The sequence below is a fragment of the Hymenobacter sp. UYAg731 genome (assembly GCF_054061335.1).
This window is the reverse complement of sequence record NZ_JBSSEC010000004.1, coordinates 344953-359446: the sequence shown is the minus strand read 5'-3', so window position 1 is coordinate 359446 and position 14494 is coordinate 344953. Positions and strand designations below refer to the sequence as shown.

At 60.9% G+C, this 14494-nt stretch carries 12 protein-coding genes; 9 read left to right on the top strand and 3 right to left on the bottom strand.

Annotated features, from left to right (window positions below):
* Window positions 1-69: 69 nt before the first annotated feature.
* On the bottom strand, window positions 70-657 hold the full coding sequence (locus ACVWYF_RS13550; protein WP_457068829.1) for a C40 family peptidase: 588 nt from the start codon (window positions 655-657) through the stop codon (window positions 70-72).
* A gap of 83 nt (window positions 658-740) precedes the next feature.
* Here ACVWYF_RS13550 and ACVWYF_RS13545 point away from each other — a divergent pair, with 83 nt between their 5' ends.
* The gene (locus ACVWYF_RS13545; RefSeq protein ID WP_457068827.1) at window positions 741-2162 is read left to right on the top strand and encodes an FAD-binding oxidoreductase; all 1422 of its coding nucleotides are present in this window, start codon (window positions 741-743) and stop codon (window positions 2160-2162) included.
* Between the two features lie 253 nt (window positions 2163-2415).
* On the opposite strand, the gene ACVWYF_RS13540 is transcribed toward ACVWYF_RS13545, so the two are convergent.
* Together ACVWYF_RS13540 and ACVWYF_RS13535 are read right to left on the bottom strand one after the other, a co-directional pair.
* Entirely contained in the window at window positions 2416-4071 is a 1656-nt protein-coding gene (locus ACVWYF_RS13540; RefSeq protein ID WP_457068825.1) for an amidase, read from the bottom strand.
* Between the two features lie 201 nt (window positions 4072-4272).
* Window positions 4273-4707: an acyl-CoA-binding protein gene (locus ACVWYF_RS13535; protein ID WP_457068823.1), complete on the bottom strand. Its 435-nt coding sequence runs from the start codon at window positions 4705-4707 to the stop codon at window positions 4273-4275.
* 209 nt (window positions 4708-4916) lie between these two features.
* Between ACVWYF_RS13535 and asnB the strand changes: the two genes are divergently transcribed.
* The 8 genes from asnB (at window position 4917) to ACVWYF_RS13495 (ending at window position 14482) form a co-directional block, all read left to right on the top strand.
* The gene (gene asnB / locus ACVWYF_RS13530; RefSeq protein ID WP_457068821.1) at window positions 4917-6821 is read left to right on the top strand and encodes an asparagine synthase (glutamine-hydrolyzing); all 1905 of its coding nucleotides are present in this window, start codon (window positions 4917-4919) and stop codon (window positions 6819-6821) included.
* A gap of 16 nt (window positions 6822-6837) precedes the next feature.
* Entirely contained in the window at window positions 6838-8403 is a 1566-nt protein-coding gene (locus ACVWYF_RS13525) for a hypothetical protein (RefSeq protein ID WP_457068819.1), read from the top strand.
* Window positions 8404-8546: 143 nt separating this feature from the next.
* The gene (locus ACVWYF_RS13520) at window positions 8547-9887 is read left to right on the top strand and encodes a UDP-glucose dehydrogenase family protein (RefSeq protein ID WP_457068817.1); all 1341 of its coding nucleotides are present in this window, start codon (window positions 8547-8549) and stop codon (window positions 9885-9887) included.
* Between the two features lie 139 nt (window positions 9888-10026).
* Window positions 10027-10983 carry a UDP-glucuronic acid decarboxylase family protein gene (locus ACVWYF_RS13515; protein WP_457068815.1) on the top strand — a complete coding sequence of 319 codons (957 nt, stop codon included), beginning with the start codon at window positions 10027-10029 and terminating at the stop codon, window positions 10981-10983.
* 8 nt (window positions 10984-10991) lie between these two features.
* Window positions 10992-11414 carry a sugar 3,4-ketoisomerase gene (locus tag ACVWYF_RS13510; RefSeq protein ID WP_457068813.1) on the top strand — a complete coding sequence of 141 codons (423 nt, stop codon included), beginning with the start codon at window positions 10992-10994 and terminating at the stop codon, window positions 11412-11414.
* Complete coding sequence (locus ACVWYF_RS13505) at window positions 11396-12355, top strand: hypothetical protein (protein WP_457068811.1); 960 nt, start codon at window positions 11396-11398, stop codon at window positions 12353-12355. Before ACVWYF_RS13510 ends, ACVWYF_RS13505 begins: the two co-directional genes overlap by 19 nt.
* 31 nt (window positions 12356-12386) lie before the next feature.
* Window positions 12387-13484: a DegT/DnrJ/EryC1/StrS family aminotransferase gene (locus tag ACVWYF_RS13500; RefSeq protein WP_457068809.1), complete on the top strand. Its 1098-nt coding sequence runs from the start codon at window positions 12387-12389 to the stop codon at window positions 13482-13484.
* A 68-nt stretch (window positions 13485-13552) separates the two neighbouring features.
* Complete coding sequence (locus ACVWYF_RS13495; RefSeq protein WP_457068807.1) at window positions 13553-14482, top strand: glycosyltransferase family 2 protein; 930 nt, start codon at window positions 13553-13555, stop codon at window positions 14480-14482.
* Window positions 14483-14494: the final 12 nt, after the last annotated feature.

Sequence of the window (14494 nt, the reverse complement as noted above, 5' to 3'; positions counted from 1 at the left end):
GTAAATTTTATCATTGATTAATATCGCCGGAGTCAGGTATTTGTCCGGCAAAGATAAAGGGTGCATGCATCACAATCGGGGCCGCACGGCCCGGATGAACCGGCTGAGGTAGTAGTCAGATTCCAAACTATTTTCGACCACGCCCAGCGAAGTTGACGCGTGAATAAAATCGACGCCTTCCTCATCGGCCACCGTCACCATTCCCACGTGCGTGATGGTGTGGCTGCCGGGCGAAGCCCCAAAAAATACTAAATCGCCGGGCCGTAAGTCGGTGGATTTCACGGGGTCGCCCCACACGGCCTGCTCGTTCGACGAGCGCGGAATAGTCACACCCGCCTCGCCAAAAGATAGTTGCAGCAGGCCCGAGCAGTCGAGGCCCAGGCGCGTGGTACCGCCGTAGAGGTAGGGGGTGCCCTGGTAGGAGCGGGCGGCCTCAATCACGGAGGCCAGGGTGCCGGTGGCGCTGCCCACACGGGCCGGGCGCTTGGTCACCACTTTGGTTTTGGAGCCGTTGGCGGCACCCGTTACGACCTTGGATTTGCCGGTCGGGCTCACCCGGCCGCCCTTTTTCAGGCGCACCATGTCGCGGGCCGAGCGGTACTGGCCGTCGCGGTAGTTCAGCTTGCGGTGGCAGCTGGCTAAAAAGACCAAAGTCATCAGCAGCAGCGGTAGTATCTTCGTTGTCACCCTCCCCATCGGCCACAAAGATAGTTTATCCGGCCTTTCCAGATTTATCCGTCATGAATTTTAACGCGCTTACCCCCGAATTACTTGTTGCATTCGAGGCCATCGTTGGCCCGGCGCACGTCCTCACCGCCCAGCGCGCCGAGGCCACCGCTACCGCCGATGCCTACGCCGACTACGGCCGCGACCACACCGAGGACCTCCAGTTTGCGCCCGATGTGGTGCTGCGTCCGGCCGATGCCGATGAAATCAGCCAGATTATGCGCCTGTGCCACGCGCACCGCATTCCCGTCACGCCGCGCGGGGCGGGCACGGGCCTGAGCGGCGGCGCGCTGCCCCTCCACCACGGCGTGGTGCTGAGCACCGAGCGCCTCAATAAAATCATTCAGATTGACGAGCGCAACCTGCAGGCCACCGTGGAGCCCGGCGTGGTGAACGAGACGTTTCAGAACGCGGTGAAGGAAGTGGGTCTCTTCTACCCGCCCGACCCGGCCAGCAAGGGCAGCTGCTTCTTGGGCGGCAACCTGGCCCACAGCAGCGGCGGCCCCAAAGCCGTGAAATACGGCACCACGAAGGACTACGTGCTGAACCTGCAAGTGGTGCTGCCCACCGGCGAAATCATCTGGACGGCGGCCAACACCCTCAAAAACTCCACCGGCTACAACCTTACCCAGCTCATGGTGGGCTCGGAGGGCACGCTGGGCATCATCACCAAAGTGGTGTTCCGGCTGCTGCCGTTTCCGCAGCACAACGTGCTGATGCTGGTGCCCTTCCGGCAGGAAACCCAGGCGGCCGACGCGGTTTCGGCCGTGTTCCGGGCGGGCATTATCCCCTCGGGTATGGAGTTTATGGAGCGCGAGGCCATTGCCTGGTCGTCGGATTACCTGAAAATCCCGCTCACGCTGTCCGAGGACATCAAAGCCCACCTGCTCATCGAACTCGATGGCCAGGATTTGGACCAACTGTATAAGGAAGCCGAGCAGGTGTATGGCGTGCTGGAGCACTACGACGTGGGCGAAATTCTGCTGGCCGACACGGCCGGCCAGAAGGACGACCTGTGGCGCATCCGCCGCAACATCGGCAATTCGGTGCGCTACAATTCCGTCTATAAGGAAGAGGACACCGTGGTGCCCCGCGCCGAATTGCCTAATCTGTTAAAAGGCGTGAAGGAAATCGGAGCCCGCTACGGCTTCAAAACCGTGTGCTACGGCCATGCCGGCGACGGCAACCTGCACGTCAACATCATCCGGGGCGAGCTCGACGATGAGATGTGGAACGTGGGCCTGCGCCAGCCCATCTCCGAGATTTTTGAGCTCTGCGTGCAGTTGGGCGGCACCATTTCCGGCGAGCACGGCATCGGGCTGGTGCAGAAGGGCTACATCGGTATCGCCCTCAAAGAAGCCAATTTGAATCTGATGCGCGGCATCAAAAGCGTATTCGACCCCAATGGCATCCTGAACCCGGGCAAGATTTTCTAGGCCTCATCCAAACGTCGGGAGGGCCGGGTTTGGCCCCAAAACCCGACTTCCAAACGTTTGGAAGGATGTTTTGGGGCCAAATGGAGGCTTCCAAACGTTTGGAAGTCGGGTTTTGGGGCCAAATGGGCAATTCCAAACGTTTGGAAGGAGGGTTTGGCGTTAAAGGTGGCCTCACAAACGTTTGGAAGCAGGGTTTGGGGCTGAAACGCGCCATCCAAACGTTTGGAAGCCTCTATTCAGCCCTAATTCAGCTTTAAGCCACCACCGTGGGCAGAAACTTTGGGGCCGCCCGTTTGTGCGTGGCCTGCTCGTAGGCGTAGCCCAGCGCCAATAGTAGCCCTTCCTGATACGCCGGCCCCACAAACGACAGACCCACCGGCAGCCCCAGCACCTGCCCCATGGGCACGGTGAGGTGCGGGTAGCCCGCCATAGCCGCTGGGGAGGAGAAATCCACGCCCGTCGAATAGTCGCCGTTCACCCAGTCGATGCACCAGGCCGGGCCGGTCGTGACCCCGACGATGGCGTTGAGCTGGTGGGTTTTCAGCAGTTCATCAATGGCTTTGCGGGCTCCGGTCACGGTTTTTTGCACGGCCGCCTTGTATTTGGGGTTGCTCAGCCCGTCAGTAGCTTCGGCCCGAATGAGGGTTTCCTGCCGGAAAAACGGCATGGCCTCGGCCGCGTGAGCCTTGTTGTAGGCGATGACGTCTGCCAGGTTTTTCACCGTTGCGCCCGCGCCGGCCAGGTACTTATTCACGCCTTCCTTGAACTCGTAGAGCAGCACGTCGAATTCGGCCTCGCCCAGTGGGTTGACCTGCTTGTTCAGCTCCACTTCCACGATGGTCGCGCCCTGCGCCTTCAGCGCGGCCACGGCTTCTTTCAGCAGCGCGGCCACGGCGGGCGGGCCGTTGAGGTGGGATTTCTCCACGCCCAGGCGCTGGCCTTTCAGCGAATCGGGCTTGAGAAAAGCCGTGTAGTCGGTCAGATTGCCGGTGGGAATGGGCAGTTTGGCGGGGTCGGCGGGGTCGGGGCCGGCCAGCGCGCCCAGCAACAGGGCCGCGTCGCGCACGGTACGGGCCATGGGGCCGGCCGTATCCTGAGTGCTTGAAATGGGAATGATGCCGCTGCGACTCAGCAGGCCCACCGTAGGCTTGAGGCCTACCAAGCCGTTCACCGACGAGGGCGATACCACTGAGCCGTCGGTCTCGGTGCCAATGGCCACAGCGCACAAATTGGCCGCCACCGCCGCCCCCGAACCCGAGCTGCTGCCGCTGGTGCTACGGTCCAGTGCGTAAGGGTTGCGGCTCTGGCGGCCCCGGCTACTCCAGCCGCTCACCGAATGCGAGGACCGGAAATTGGCCCATTCGCTCAGGTTGGTTTTGCCCAGCAGCACCGCCCCGGCGGCCCGCAGCTTCTGCACGATGAAGGCATCCTGCTTCGCTTTGTTCCCGATGAGTGCCGCGGCCCCGGCCGTGGTCATCATCTGGTCGCCACTGTCGATGTTGTCCTTTATCAGCACCGGAATGCCGTGCAGCGGGCCACGCAGCTTGCCGGCCTTGCGCTCCTTGTCCAAGCCGTCGGCAATGGTCAGCGCATCGGGGTTGGTTTCAATGACGGCGCGCAGCATCGGCCCGGCCTCGTTCAGCGCCTTGATGCGGGCCAGGTATTTTTCGCTCAGGCTGCGGGCGGTTTCCGTGCCCTTGGCCATGCGGTCCTGCAGGTCGGTCACGGTCAGCTCGTGCAACTCGAAGTGGTCGGCTGCGCCGGTTCCGGCGGTTTCTCCGGCTGTCGGCGCTCCGGCCGGTGCATCTGCGGCGGGCTTGTCGGGCGTGGTCTGGCAGGCCACGGCGGGCAGGAGGGCGGCCGTGAGGGCAACGCGGGTGCTTTGGTTGAGGAAAAGTCGACGGTCCATAAAAAGCAAAAACGGAGTAGGGGAGAAGCGGCCACCTGCCGCCGGCCAGCAATAATACTGCCTGCCCGGAGCCCGACAACTACCGCCACCCCAACAAGTTTTTGGCCAGCGGTTTTCGGGCAAAAACAAAAGCCAGCCCCGCGCAGGACTGGCTTTTGATTGGGCAACATTTTGAGCGCAATAGCGCCGTAGCAGTGCGGCTTATTTCGCCTGCTGGTCTTTCAGCTTATCCTCGCCGCCGTAGGGGGTGCCGGCCTTTATGTCGCCGCGCAGGCCGCCGTGGTCGGTAGTTTTGGGGGCCCCGGTCAGGCTATCGGTGGGCACTTCGCTGGCCTCGGTGGCTGATTTGGAGCCGCCGGTAATTTCGGCCGTTTTGGCCACGTAACGTTGCTTGGCTTCTTCCTCCGACACGCCTTTGAACTGGTTCCACGAGTCCCACTGGGCCTGCGAGAGGCCGGCGGGTCCGCTGGCTTGGTCGGCGGCCGAGGCGTCTACTTCGTCGTTTTTCATGTTCACGTCGCCTTCGGTAGCCTGCTTATACAGGCCATAAAGCTCCGTCATATGTTTGGCGGCTACATCGCCGGGCAGGTTATTTACTTGCTGGGCAGCGGCTTGAAATTGCTCGTTGATGTCCATGACAGTCAAAAAAATAAGATGGGAAATAGCGAAATGAAAAGGCTGTCGGCCACTATACGGCGACGAAAAGCAGTGAAAATCAATTAATCGGCGGGTTATTGGCAGGGGCCGGCCCGCCGGGTAGCTGGCCCGGCCGCTGTTGCGCCCGCCTGCTGTAAATACCCCGAGGCTGGGCTTTAGGTTGCGGGGTCGTACTTTTGCGGGCGACTATGTGTGGAATAACTGGAGTATTTGCCTTTACGGAAACAGGTCGTCAGTCGCTGGCCAACCTGCAAGCGTCCACCGACGCCATCATTCGCCGCGGCCCCGACTCGGAGGGCCATTTCGTGTACGACCAATGCGGGCTGGGCTTCCGCCGGCTGGCCATCCTTGACCTCTCGGCTGACGGCAACCAGCCGATGACCGATGCGTCGGGACGCTATACCATCGTCTTCAACGGTGAGATTTTCAACTACCGTGAACTGCGCGAAAAGCTGATTAAGCGCGGCTGCAGGTTTCATTCCCAGACCGATACGGAGGTTATTCTCCAGCTATACATCACCGAGGGCCGCAGCTTCATCAAGAAGCTGAACGGCTTCTTCGCCTTCTCCATCTACGACAAGGAAGAAAACTCGCTGCTCATCGCCCGCGACCGTTTCGGCGTGAAGCCCCTGCTCATCTACCGCGACGAGGACAAGCTGTTCCTGGCTTCAGAAATGAAGTCCATCATGGCCCTGGGTGTGCCGCGCAAGCTCGATTACGTGGCCCTGAGCCAGTATTTGCAGCTCAACTACATCCCCGGCCCCGCCAGCATTTTCAAGGGCGTGAAGAAGATGCTGCCCGGCCACTACCTCTACATCAAGAACAACAAGGTGGTGGGCAAGGCGTGGTATAAAATCCCCTACGACCCCAAGAAAACCGCCAAAAACAAGCTCACCTACGAGCAGCAGCAGCACAAGCTGGTCGACCTCATGGACGGGGCCGTGCAGCGCCGTCTCGTGGCCGATGTACCCCTCGGCTGCTTCCTCAGCGGCGGCATCGATTCAAGCGTCATCGCCGCGCTGGCCTCGCGCCACACGCCCCACCTGAGTACGTTCAGCATCGGCTTCAAAGACGAGCCCTTCTTCGACGAAACCAAGTACGCCAACCTCGTGGCCGCCCGCCACAAGACCAACCACACGGTTTTCTCGCTCACCAACGATGACCTCTACGAGCACATCCACAGCATGTTGGATTACCTCGATGAGCCGTTTGCCGACTCCTCGGCCCTGGCCGTGTACATCCTCAGCCAGCGCACCCGCCAGCACGTCACCGTGGCCCTGAGCGGCGACGGAGCCGACGAAATGTTCGGCGGCTACAACAAGCACATGGGCGAGTTCAAGGTGCGTCAGGGCGGCGTGAAGGCCGAAGCCGTCACGGCATTGGGCTTCGTGTGGGATGCCCTGCCCAAGTCGCGCAACAGCTTCTTTGGCAACCGCGTGCGGCAGCTCCAGCGCTTCTCGCGCGGCATGACGGCCGGCGTGAAAGACCGATACTGGGACTGGGCCAGCTTCGCCTCGTCCACCGATGCCAACACCCTGCTCAGCGCCGCCAGCCGCCGCAAAGTGGGCAAGAAAGCCGCTGCCAAGCGCCGCAAGGACATTCTGGAGCACCTGCACGCCGACGGCGACCTCAACGAGGTGCTGCTCACCGACATGAATCTGGTGCTGCCCTACGACATGCTCACGAAGGTGGACATGATGAGCATGGCCAACTCGCTGGAAGTCCGCACGCCCTTTCTCGACTACAAAGTGGTCAATTTCGCCTTCTCCATCCCCGTCACCAGCAAGGTCGACGCCACGATGAAGAAGCGCATCGTGCAGGACGCCTTTCGCTCCGAGCTGCCCGTTGAGCTCTACGACCGCCCCAAGCACGGTTTCGAAGTGCCCCTACTGAAGTGGATGCGCGGCGAGTTGCGCGGGTTGATTGAGGACGACCTGCTCCGCGATGATTTCATCGAAGCGCAGGGTATTTTCGACGTGCAGGCCATCCGCGCCCTCAAAACGCAACTCTTCTCGCGCAGTCCCGGCGATGTGCATGCCCGCATCTGGGGTCTTATCGTCTTCCAGACGTGGTGGAAGCAGTACATGGTTTAATTTTTTGATAGCGAATATGCTCTGGCGCTTGCGCCATTGGTGGCACCAGGTGGGCCGGCCGCAACGGCTGGCCCTTTTGGTTGGCGTGGTGGTCACGCTGGCGCGCCTCAGCCTGATTGGCAAAGGCACCATGGCCTTCGTGGACGAGTCCCGTTACGTGAACGCCATGCTTGGCCTGCGCGCCCTCGGCGAAGGACACGGGCAGGAGTTTCTGCGCTACATCAACTCGATGGGTGCCCGCCCGGGCGACGGCATCTGGCGAGCCATCCCGGGGCTGGGTCAGGCCATCCTGCTGCTGGTATTCGACCTGAACCCCAATGCCCCGCCCTCGTTGCAGGTGCCGCAGGCCTTCAACGTGCTCATCGTGAGCCTGAATGCGCTGCTGCTGTACCACATCTACCGGCGATTTTTCAGCGTCGGCCTGGCGCTGCTGGGACTGGCGCTGTATTCGAGCCTGGTGAATACCAACCTCTACCTGCGCCACCTGCTGCCCTACGACCATTCGCTGTTTTTCTTTTTCCTGGCGCTCACGGTGCTGCTCCGGCCCAAAGCAACTATCCGCTTGAGGCTTCAGGTACTTATAGGAATATTGGGCGGGCTCAGCTACGCCGTTTATCCCGGCTACTTCCTGGGACCCATGCTGTTGCTGGCCCTGGCGCTGCTGGCCGGGTTTGAGGCCACGCGCAATGGTTGGCTGCGCTCGCTGAAACCCGCTGCGGCCCAGCTGGCCGGCTTGCTGGCGGTGCTGCTGGCCTTTGAGGGGCTGGCGCGGCTGGGCCACACTTCGTATTGGGCCAGCAGCCGCTACATTGCCACCACCGTTACGCAGGGCAGCTTTGCCGAGGGGTTTAGCTTTATTGGCAGCTACTTCTGGCAAGTGGAAGGTTGGCTCGGTAGTATCATGCTGCTGCTGTTCGGGGTAGGGTTGGGGCTCAGCCTGCGGGCAGGATTATTCGCCAACAGCCCCATCGCCGAACGAGGACTGCTGCGGCTGCTCACGGTCGGTTTTCTGGCGTGGCTGGGCTATGCTCTGGTGGTTCAGGTGGGGCACAAGCTGGTTTTCTACGGGCGTACGCTGCATTTTTTTGTGCCCTTCGTCATCCTGGGGGCGCTGGTGGCGTTGCGCGCAGTTGGTCGCACGGCGCAGACCCTAATCTGGCTCTACCTGGGCGGCGGGGGCATTGCGCTGGTACATTTTGGGCTATTCCTGGCCGGCTATCTCCCCGTCGATTATCCCTGCGACGTGGCGTACCGCGCGGGCATCTACGATTATCAGCAGATTGCCGCCAGCCAGGTGAGCGTATGCGACGAGCACCTCATGGCTTACCGCTTATTCGGCCCGCGCCTGCGCAGTCAACTCACGCAAAAGCATACGGCCCCCACTGTCCAGTTGCTGAACTTTGCCTACCTCTACCCAATCAGCTGCTACCGGCCCGCGCACCTGCGTCCCGGCAAAGTAGTGGCCAATGTTCCCTACTTCATGAAATACCCCGCCTACCAGTTCGAAGGACACACTGCCTCGCAACGGGCTGTTCTGCAAAATCATGAAGTAGATTTTCAGATTATTGCCAACGGTAATTAGCTTGTAATCAGATGTTATAGGGCCAAGTTCTGCTGTTTCTAAAGTGACGTGCGGAAAAGCACTGGCCGCTAGGTTCGGTAGAGTGGGCCGTAAAGACCTAAATTTGCTCTATTGATTATGAATCTCCGCGCATTCCGCATCTTATGAAAATAGCAGTTGTTGGCACCGGCTACGTCGGTTTAGTAACGGGTACGTGCTTCGCCGAAGTTGGCATCGACGTTACGTGTGTTGATATCGACCAGAAAAAAATCGATAACCTGCACCAGGGTATTCTGCCGATTTACGAGCCGGGCCTGGAAGAAATGGTGACCCGCAACGTGGAAAAAGGGCGGCTGCACTTCTCCACCAATCTGGCCGAAGCCATCAAAGACTGCGACGTGGCCTTTATCGCCGTGGGCACCCCGCCCGGCGAAGACGGCTCGGCCGACCTGAAATACGTACTGGCCGTAGCCCGCGGCATTGGCGAAAACATGAACAGCTACGGCGTCATCGTCACCAAAAGCACCGTGCCCGTGGGCACGGCCGCCAAGGTGCGCGCCGAGATTGAGCAGGCCCTGACCAAGCGCGGGGCCAGTGTCGAGTTCGACGTGGCTTCCAACCCCGAATTCCTGAAAGAAGGCGCGGCTATCGACGACTTCCTCAAGCCCGACCGCATCGTGGTGGGTATCGCCTCGGAGCGCGCCGAAGAGGTGATGACCAAGCTCTACAAGCCCTTTTTGCTCAACGGCCACCCGATTATCTTCATGGATATCCCGTCGGCCGAAATGACGAAATACGCGGCCAACTCCATGCTGGCCACCAAAATCAGCTTCATGAACGACGTGGCCAACCTGTGCGAAATCATGGGGGCCGATGTGAATATGGTGCGCCGGGGCATCGGCTCCGATGCCCGTATCGGCACCAAGTTCATCTACCCCGGCATCGGCTACGGCGGCTCCTGTTTCCCCAAGGACGTGAAGGCGCTCATCAAAACCGCCCAGGAAAATGGCTACGACATGCAGGTGCTCCGCGCCGTGGAAAGCGTGAACGAAGACCAGAAATCAGTCCTCTTCAACAAGGTCAGTAAGCACTTCGGCGGCGACCTGCGCGGCCTGAAAATCGCCGTGTGGGGCCTGTCCTTCAAACCCAAAACTGACGACATGCGCGAAGCTCCCTCGCTGGTTATCATCGAGAAGCTGCTGGCCGCCGGCTGCACCGTCACGGCCTACGACCCCGTGGCCATGCCCGAAGCCCGGCACTCGCTCGGCGACAGCATCACCTACGCCAAGGACGAATTCGCCGCCCTGATTGACGCCGACGCCCTGCTCATCGTGACGGAATGGCCTGATTTCCGCGCCCCCAACTTTGAAGTAGTGGGCCGCCTGATGAAGCAGAAAGCTATTTTTGACGGCCGTAACATCTACGATGCGAAGGAGTTGAAGGAGTTGGGTTTCGTGTACCACTGCATCGGCATCAAAACCGACCACAAGGAGCCGGCCGCTTAATTTTTTGAAAAGACCGTCAGCAGAGCGCAGCGAAGCATCTTTACCGCAGTGGTAAATTCCTTCGATTGAATTGCGTTGCGCGGTAAATATGCTTCGCTGCGCTCTGCATGACCGTCCTTTTAGCCTCACAACGATACTTATGACCAATACTTCCGAAGAAAAAAAGCGCGTCCTCATCACTGGCGGGGCCGGCTTCCTGGGCTCGCACCTCTGCGACCGGTTCCTGAAAGAGGGCTACCATGTGGTGGCGATGGACAACCTGATTACGGGTTCTATCCAGAACATCGAGCACCTGTTTGGCCGGCCCGATTTTGAGTTTCACCAGGCCGATGTGAGCAAGTTCGTGTTCGTGCCCGGCAAACTGGATTACATTCTGCACTTCGCCTCGCCGGCCTCGCCGATTGACTACCTCAAGATTCCGATTCAGACCCTGAAAGTGGGCTCGCTTGGCACGCACAACCTGCTGGGCCTGGCCCGCGTGAAAGGGGCCCGCATGCTGATTGCCAGCACCTCGGAGGTGTACGGTGACCCCGAAGTTCACCCCCAGGTAGAGGAGTATTTCGGCAACGTGAACCCCGTGGGCCCGCGCGGCTGCTACGACGAGGCCAAGCGCTTCCAGGAGGCCATCACCATGGCCTACCACAACCACCACGGCCTGGAAACGCGCATTATCCGCATTTTCAACACCTACGGCCCGCGCATGCGCCTCAACGACGGCCGCGTGTTGCCCGCCTTCCTCTCGCAGGCCCTGCGCGGCGAAGACCTGACCGTGTTCGGCGATGGCATGCAGACCCGCTCGTTCTGCTACGTGGACGACCTGGTGGAAGGCATTTACCGCCTGCTGCTCAGCGATTACCACCTACCCGTGAACATCGGCAACCCCGATGAAATTACCATCAAGGAGTTCGGCGAAGAAATTGCCCGCCTCACCGGTGTCGAGTTCAAGCCGACCTACCGGGCCCTGCCCGAAAACGACCCCATGAAGCGCCGCCCGGACATCACCAAAGCCAAGGAAATCCTGGGCTGGGAGCCCAAAGTGGACCGTGCCGAGGGCCTGCGCCGCACGTTGGAGTATTTCAAAGAGCACGTTAAGTAACGTTTCCTATGGCTGATTATCCTGCGCCACATCTTATCGAGTTCCCTAAACTGGGGGCCTCGGGTATTGGCTATATTTCAGTGGGCGAAAATGCCAAAGACCCGCTGCCCTTTGCGGTGCAGCGGGTTTTCTGGACGTACTATACCCCGGAAAGCATCGTGCGGGGCCGTCACGCCCATCACCGCACCGAGCAGGTATTGGTTGCCGTGGCCGGCCGCATCACCGTCACCACGGAAATGGCCAACGGCGACATTCAGCTCTTCCGGCTCGAAGACCCCAACGTGGGCCTGTACGTGCCGCCCTCTGCCTGGCACACCATGCAGTATTCGCACACGGCGGTGCAGCTCGTGCTGGCCTCGCAGCCCTACACGGAGGGTGACTATATTCGTGATTACGAAGCTTTTCGTCAGCAATGGGCACTGAAAGTCTGAGCCGGTTGGTGGCCGCCCGCCGCGCTGAGCTGTCCTATTACTCGCCCTACTACTTTCTGCGCCAGCTTCCCATTGAGCAGCAGCAGAACCTGTTTGGCACTGGGGCCGCCACCCGCTGGGAGCAGGAAGCCGGAACTGAAGTTGTGGCGGCCGCATCGGGCGACGTGCAATGGCTGCTTCAGCACCTGACCTGGGATTCGGGCTACTTTAATGCGCCGATGTACCGGCTGTTTACTGCGTTGTTTGATGGGCTGACCAGCCCGGCCCAACTGGTGCAGGCGGCCACTGAGCTACGACAGCAGCTGGCCGCCCGACACGGAGCGGCGTATTACGCGTTCAGCGTAGTGCCGGCCGAGGACATTCGGCTGTTGCAGGCGCTGACCGGGGCCGGCTGGCAATTGGTAGAAACCCGCCTGACGTATTACCGCGACCAGCTGCCGGCTTTCGACTATCCGCGCTACCCGGTGCGCCCGGCTGCGTTAGGGGAGGCGGCCCTCGTTGGTCAGGTAGCCGCTACTGCCCGTAATGCTTACGACCGGTTTCATGCCGATTCCTGGTTCGGCACCGCTCGGGCAGACGCATATCTGGCCCGCTACGCCGAAAATACGGTAGCTGCCGGCTTGGCCGATGTGGTCCTGGTGCCTGACCAGCCCGATTTGCCAGTCGATTCCTTCCTGGCCATCAGCGACCTTGCTCACGATGCGCAGGCGTTGGGGACGGCCCTGTCGCGCGTGTTGCTCACGGCCGTTGGCCCGGCCAACCGCGGCTGGCACGTAAAACTAATGGCCGAAACCGTGCGCCGCGCTCAGGCCGCCGGCCATGAAGCCGTGCTTATGACCACCCAGGCCACCAACCACGCCGTCTTCCGGTCCTGCGAAAAGCTGGGCTTCCGGCTAGGGGCTACCAGCCACGTACTGGCCTGCAATGGCCTGGTGCATTGATTTTTATCCGCCACTAAATATACCTGCTCCAATGAACATTCCCTTCCTGAACTTTGAGCCCCAGCATGCTCCGCTGCGCGATGCCATGACCGCCGCTTTCAGCCACGTCTACGATTCCTACTGGTACGTACTGGGCGAAGAAGTAAAGCAGTTTGAACGGGAGTACGCTGCTTTTAACCAAGTGGAACATACCGTGGGCGTGGCCAACGGCCTCGATGCGCTGGTGCTGGCCCTGCGGGTGCTGGGCGTTGGCCCCGGCGACGAGGTAATTGTGCCCTCCAATACCTATATCGCCACCTGGCTGGCCGTGACGCAGGTAGGGGCCACGCCCGTACCCGTCGAGCCCGACCCCGCGACCAGTAACCTCGACCCGGCCCTCATCGCCGCTGCCCTCACGCCGCGCACCCGTGCCATTATGCCGGTGCATCTTTACGGGCAGGCCTGCCGCATGACGGAAATCATGGCCCTGGCCGCCCAGCATAACCTGTACGTGGTGGAGGATAACGCCCAGGCACAGGGGGCGGCCTTTGCCGGCGGGGTCACCGGCAGCTTCGGCCATTTGAATGGCACCAGCTTCTACCCCGGCAAAAACCTGGGGGCCCTCGGCGATGCCGGGGCCGTGACCACCAACGATGCCGACCTCGCCCACAAAGTGCAGGTGCTGCGCAACTACGGCTCACAGCAGAAATACTACAACGAAGTGGTGGGTTACAATTCCCGCCTTGACGAGCTGCAAGGGGCCCTGCTCCGCGTGAAGCTGCCGCACCTGCCCGAGTGGACGCGCCAGCGCCAGCAAGTGGCCGCCTGGTACGACCAGCACCTGGCCGGTATTGCCAACCTGCGCCTGCCGGCCGTGGCCGACGGTGCCACCCACGTCTACCACCTCTACGTGGTGCATACGCCCCAACGTGCCGCCCTGCAGCAGCACCTCACGGCCCAGGGCATTGGCAGCATGATTCACTACCCCGTGCCGCCCCATTTGCAGCAGGCTTACTCGGCGCTCGGGTTTGCGCCCGGCAGCTTTCCCATCGCCGAGGAGCTGGCCAATACCTGCCTGAGCCTGCCCATGTGGCCGGGCATGACCGAGGCGCACGTCGCCGCCGTGGCCGATGCCATTCGTGCATTTTAATCAGCGGCTCTTCCTTTCAACATTGCCGCCGCACGCCCCCGCGCGCCTCCAATCCATCTGCCCCATCCATGCCTAAGCTTTCCGTCATCGTTCCCTGCTACTTCAACGAGGATAATATCCCGGTGACGACCCGCGAGCTGGTGGCGAACGAGGCTAATTTCCCGCCCGAAGTCACGTTCGAGTACATATTCGTAAATGATGGCTCCGGCGACGACACGCTGGGGGCCCTGCGCCGGGCGCAGGCCCTGTACCCCGGCCGCATTCGCATCGTGGATTTGGCCGGCAATGTTGGTTCCTACAACGCCATTGTGGCCGGCATGGCCTATGCCACCGGCGACTGCCTGTCCGTCATCACCGCCGACCTGCAGGACCCTCCCGAACTGATGGTGGAGATGTACGGCTATTGGCAGCAAGGCATTAAGCTGGTCATCGGCAACCGCCAGGGCCGGGAAGATACCGGCCTTTCCGTGGCCATGGCCAAGCTGTTCCATTGGCTGATGAAGAACCTGGCCCTGCGCAACATTCCCGATGGCGGGTTTGATTTCGTGTTCTTCGACCGGCAGGTGGCCACCGAGGTGCTGAAGCTGCACGAGCGCAACTCCAACGTGTTCTACCTCATGGTGTGGCTGGGCTTCGCCTACGTCAACATTCCCTATACCCGCCGCAAGCGCGAAATCGGCAAGTCGCGCTGGACGTTGAGCAAGAAAATCAAACTCCTGGTCGATTCACTGCTGGCTTTTTCCTTCGTTCCTATCCGCGCCATTTCGGTGCTGGGGCTGGGGCTGGGGCTCATCGCCCTCATTTACGGCCTGTATGTGATTGCCCTCAAGGTAGCGCGCCCCGAGGAGCCCGCCGGCTGGACCACGCTCATGGTGGTCATGCTTTTCGTGTCGGCTTTCCAGATGATTGCCCTTGGGGTCATTGGCGAATACGTGTGGCGCGGGCTGGATGCGGCCCGCAAGCGCCCACTGTACGTAGTACGCGAAGTATTTGAGTAAAGAATCAACTGC

Bases quoted from the DNA above. Each gene is read 5' to 3' on its own strand.
- ACVWYF_RS13505 (WP_457068811.1), top strand. From the start codon at position 11,396: ATGGGCACTGAAAGTCTGAGCCGGTTGGTGGCCGCCCGCCGCGCTGAG.
- ACVWYF_RS13535 (WP_457068823.1), bottom strand. From the start codon at position 4,707: ATGGACATCAACGAGCAATTTCAAGCCGCTGCCCAGCAAGTAAATAAC.
- ACVWYF_RS13525 (WP_457068819.1), top strand. From the start codon at position 6,838: ATGCTCTGGCGCTTGCGCCATTGGTGGCACCAGGTGGGCCGGCCGCAA.
- ACVWYF_RS13545 (WP_457068827.1), top strand. From the start codon at position 741: ATGAATTTTAACGCGCTTACCCCCGAATTACTTGTTGCATTCGAGGCC.
- ACVWYF_RS13520 (WP_457068817.1), top strand. From the start codon at position 8,547: ATGAAAATAGCAGTTGTTGGCACCGGCTACGTCGGTTTAGTAACGGGT.
- ACVWYF_RS13540 (WP_457068825.1), bottom strand. From the start codon at position 4,071: ATGGACCGTCGACTTTTCCTCAACCAAAGCACCCGCGTTGCCCTCACG.
- ACVWYF_RS13515 (WP_457068815.1), top strand. From the start codon at position 10,027: ATGACCAATACTTCCGAAGAAAAAAAGCGCGTCCTCATCACTGGCGGG.
- asnB (WP_457068821.1), top strand. From the start codon at position 4,917: ATGTGTGGAATAACTGGAGTATTTGCCTTTACGGAAACAGGTCGTCAG.
- ACVWYF_RS13550 (WP_457068829.1), bottom strand. From the start codon at position 657: ATGACTTTGGTCTTTTTAGCCAGCTGCCACCGCAAGCTGAACTACCGC.
- ACVWYF_RS13495 (WP_457068807.1), top strand. From the start codon at position 13,553: ATGCCTAAGCTTTCCGTCATCGTTCCCTGCTACTTCAACGAGGATAAT.
- ACVWYF_RS13510 (WP_457068813.1), top strand. From the start codon at position 10,992: ATGGCTGATTATCCTGCGCCACATCTTATCGAGTTCCCTAAACTGGGG.
- ACVWYF_RS13500 (WP_457068809.1), top strand. From the start codon at position 12,387: ATGAACATTCCCTTCCTGAACTTTGAGCCCCAGCATGCTCCGCTGCGC.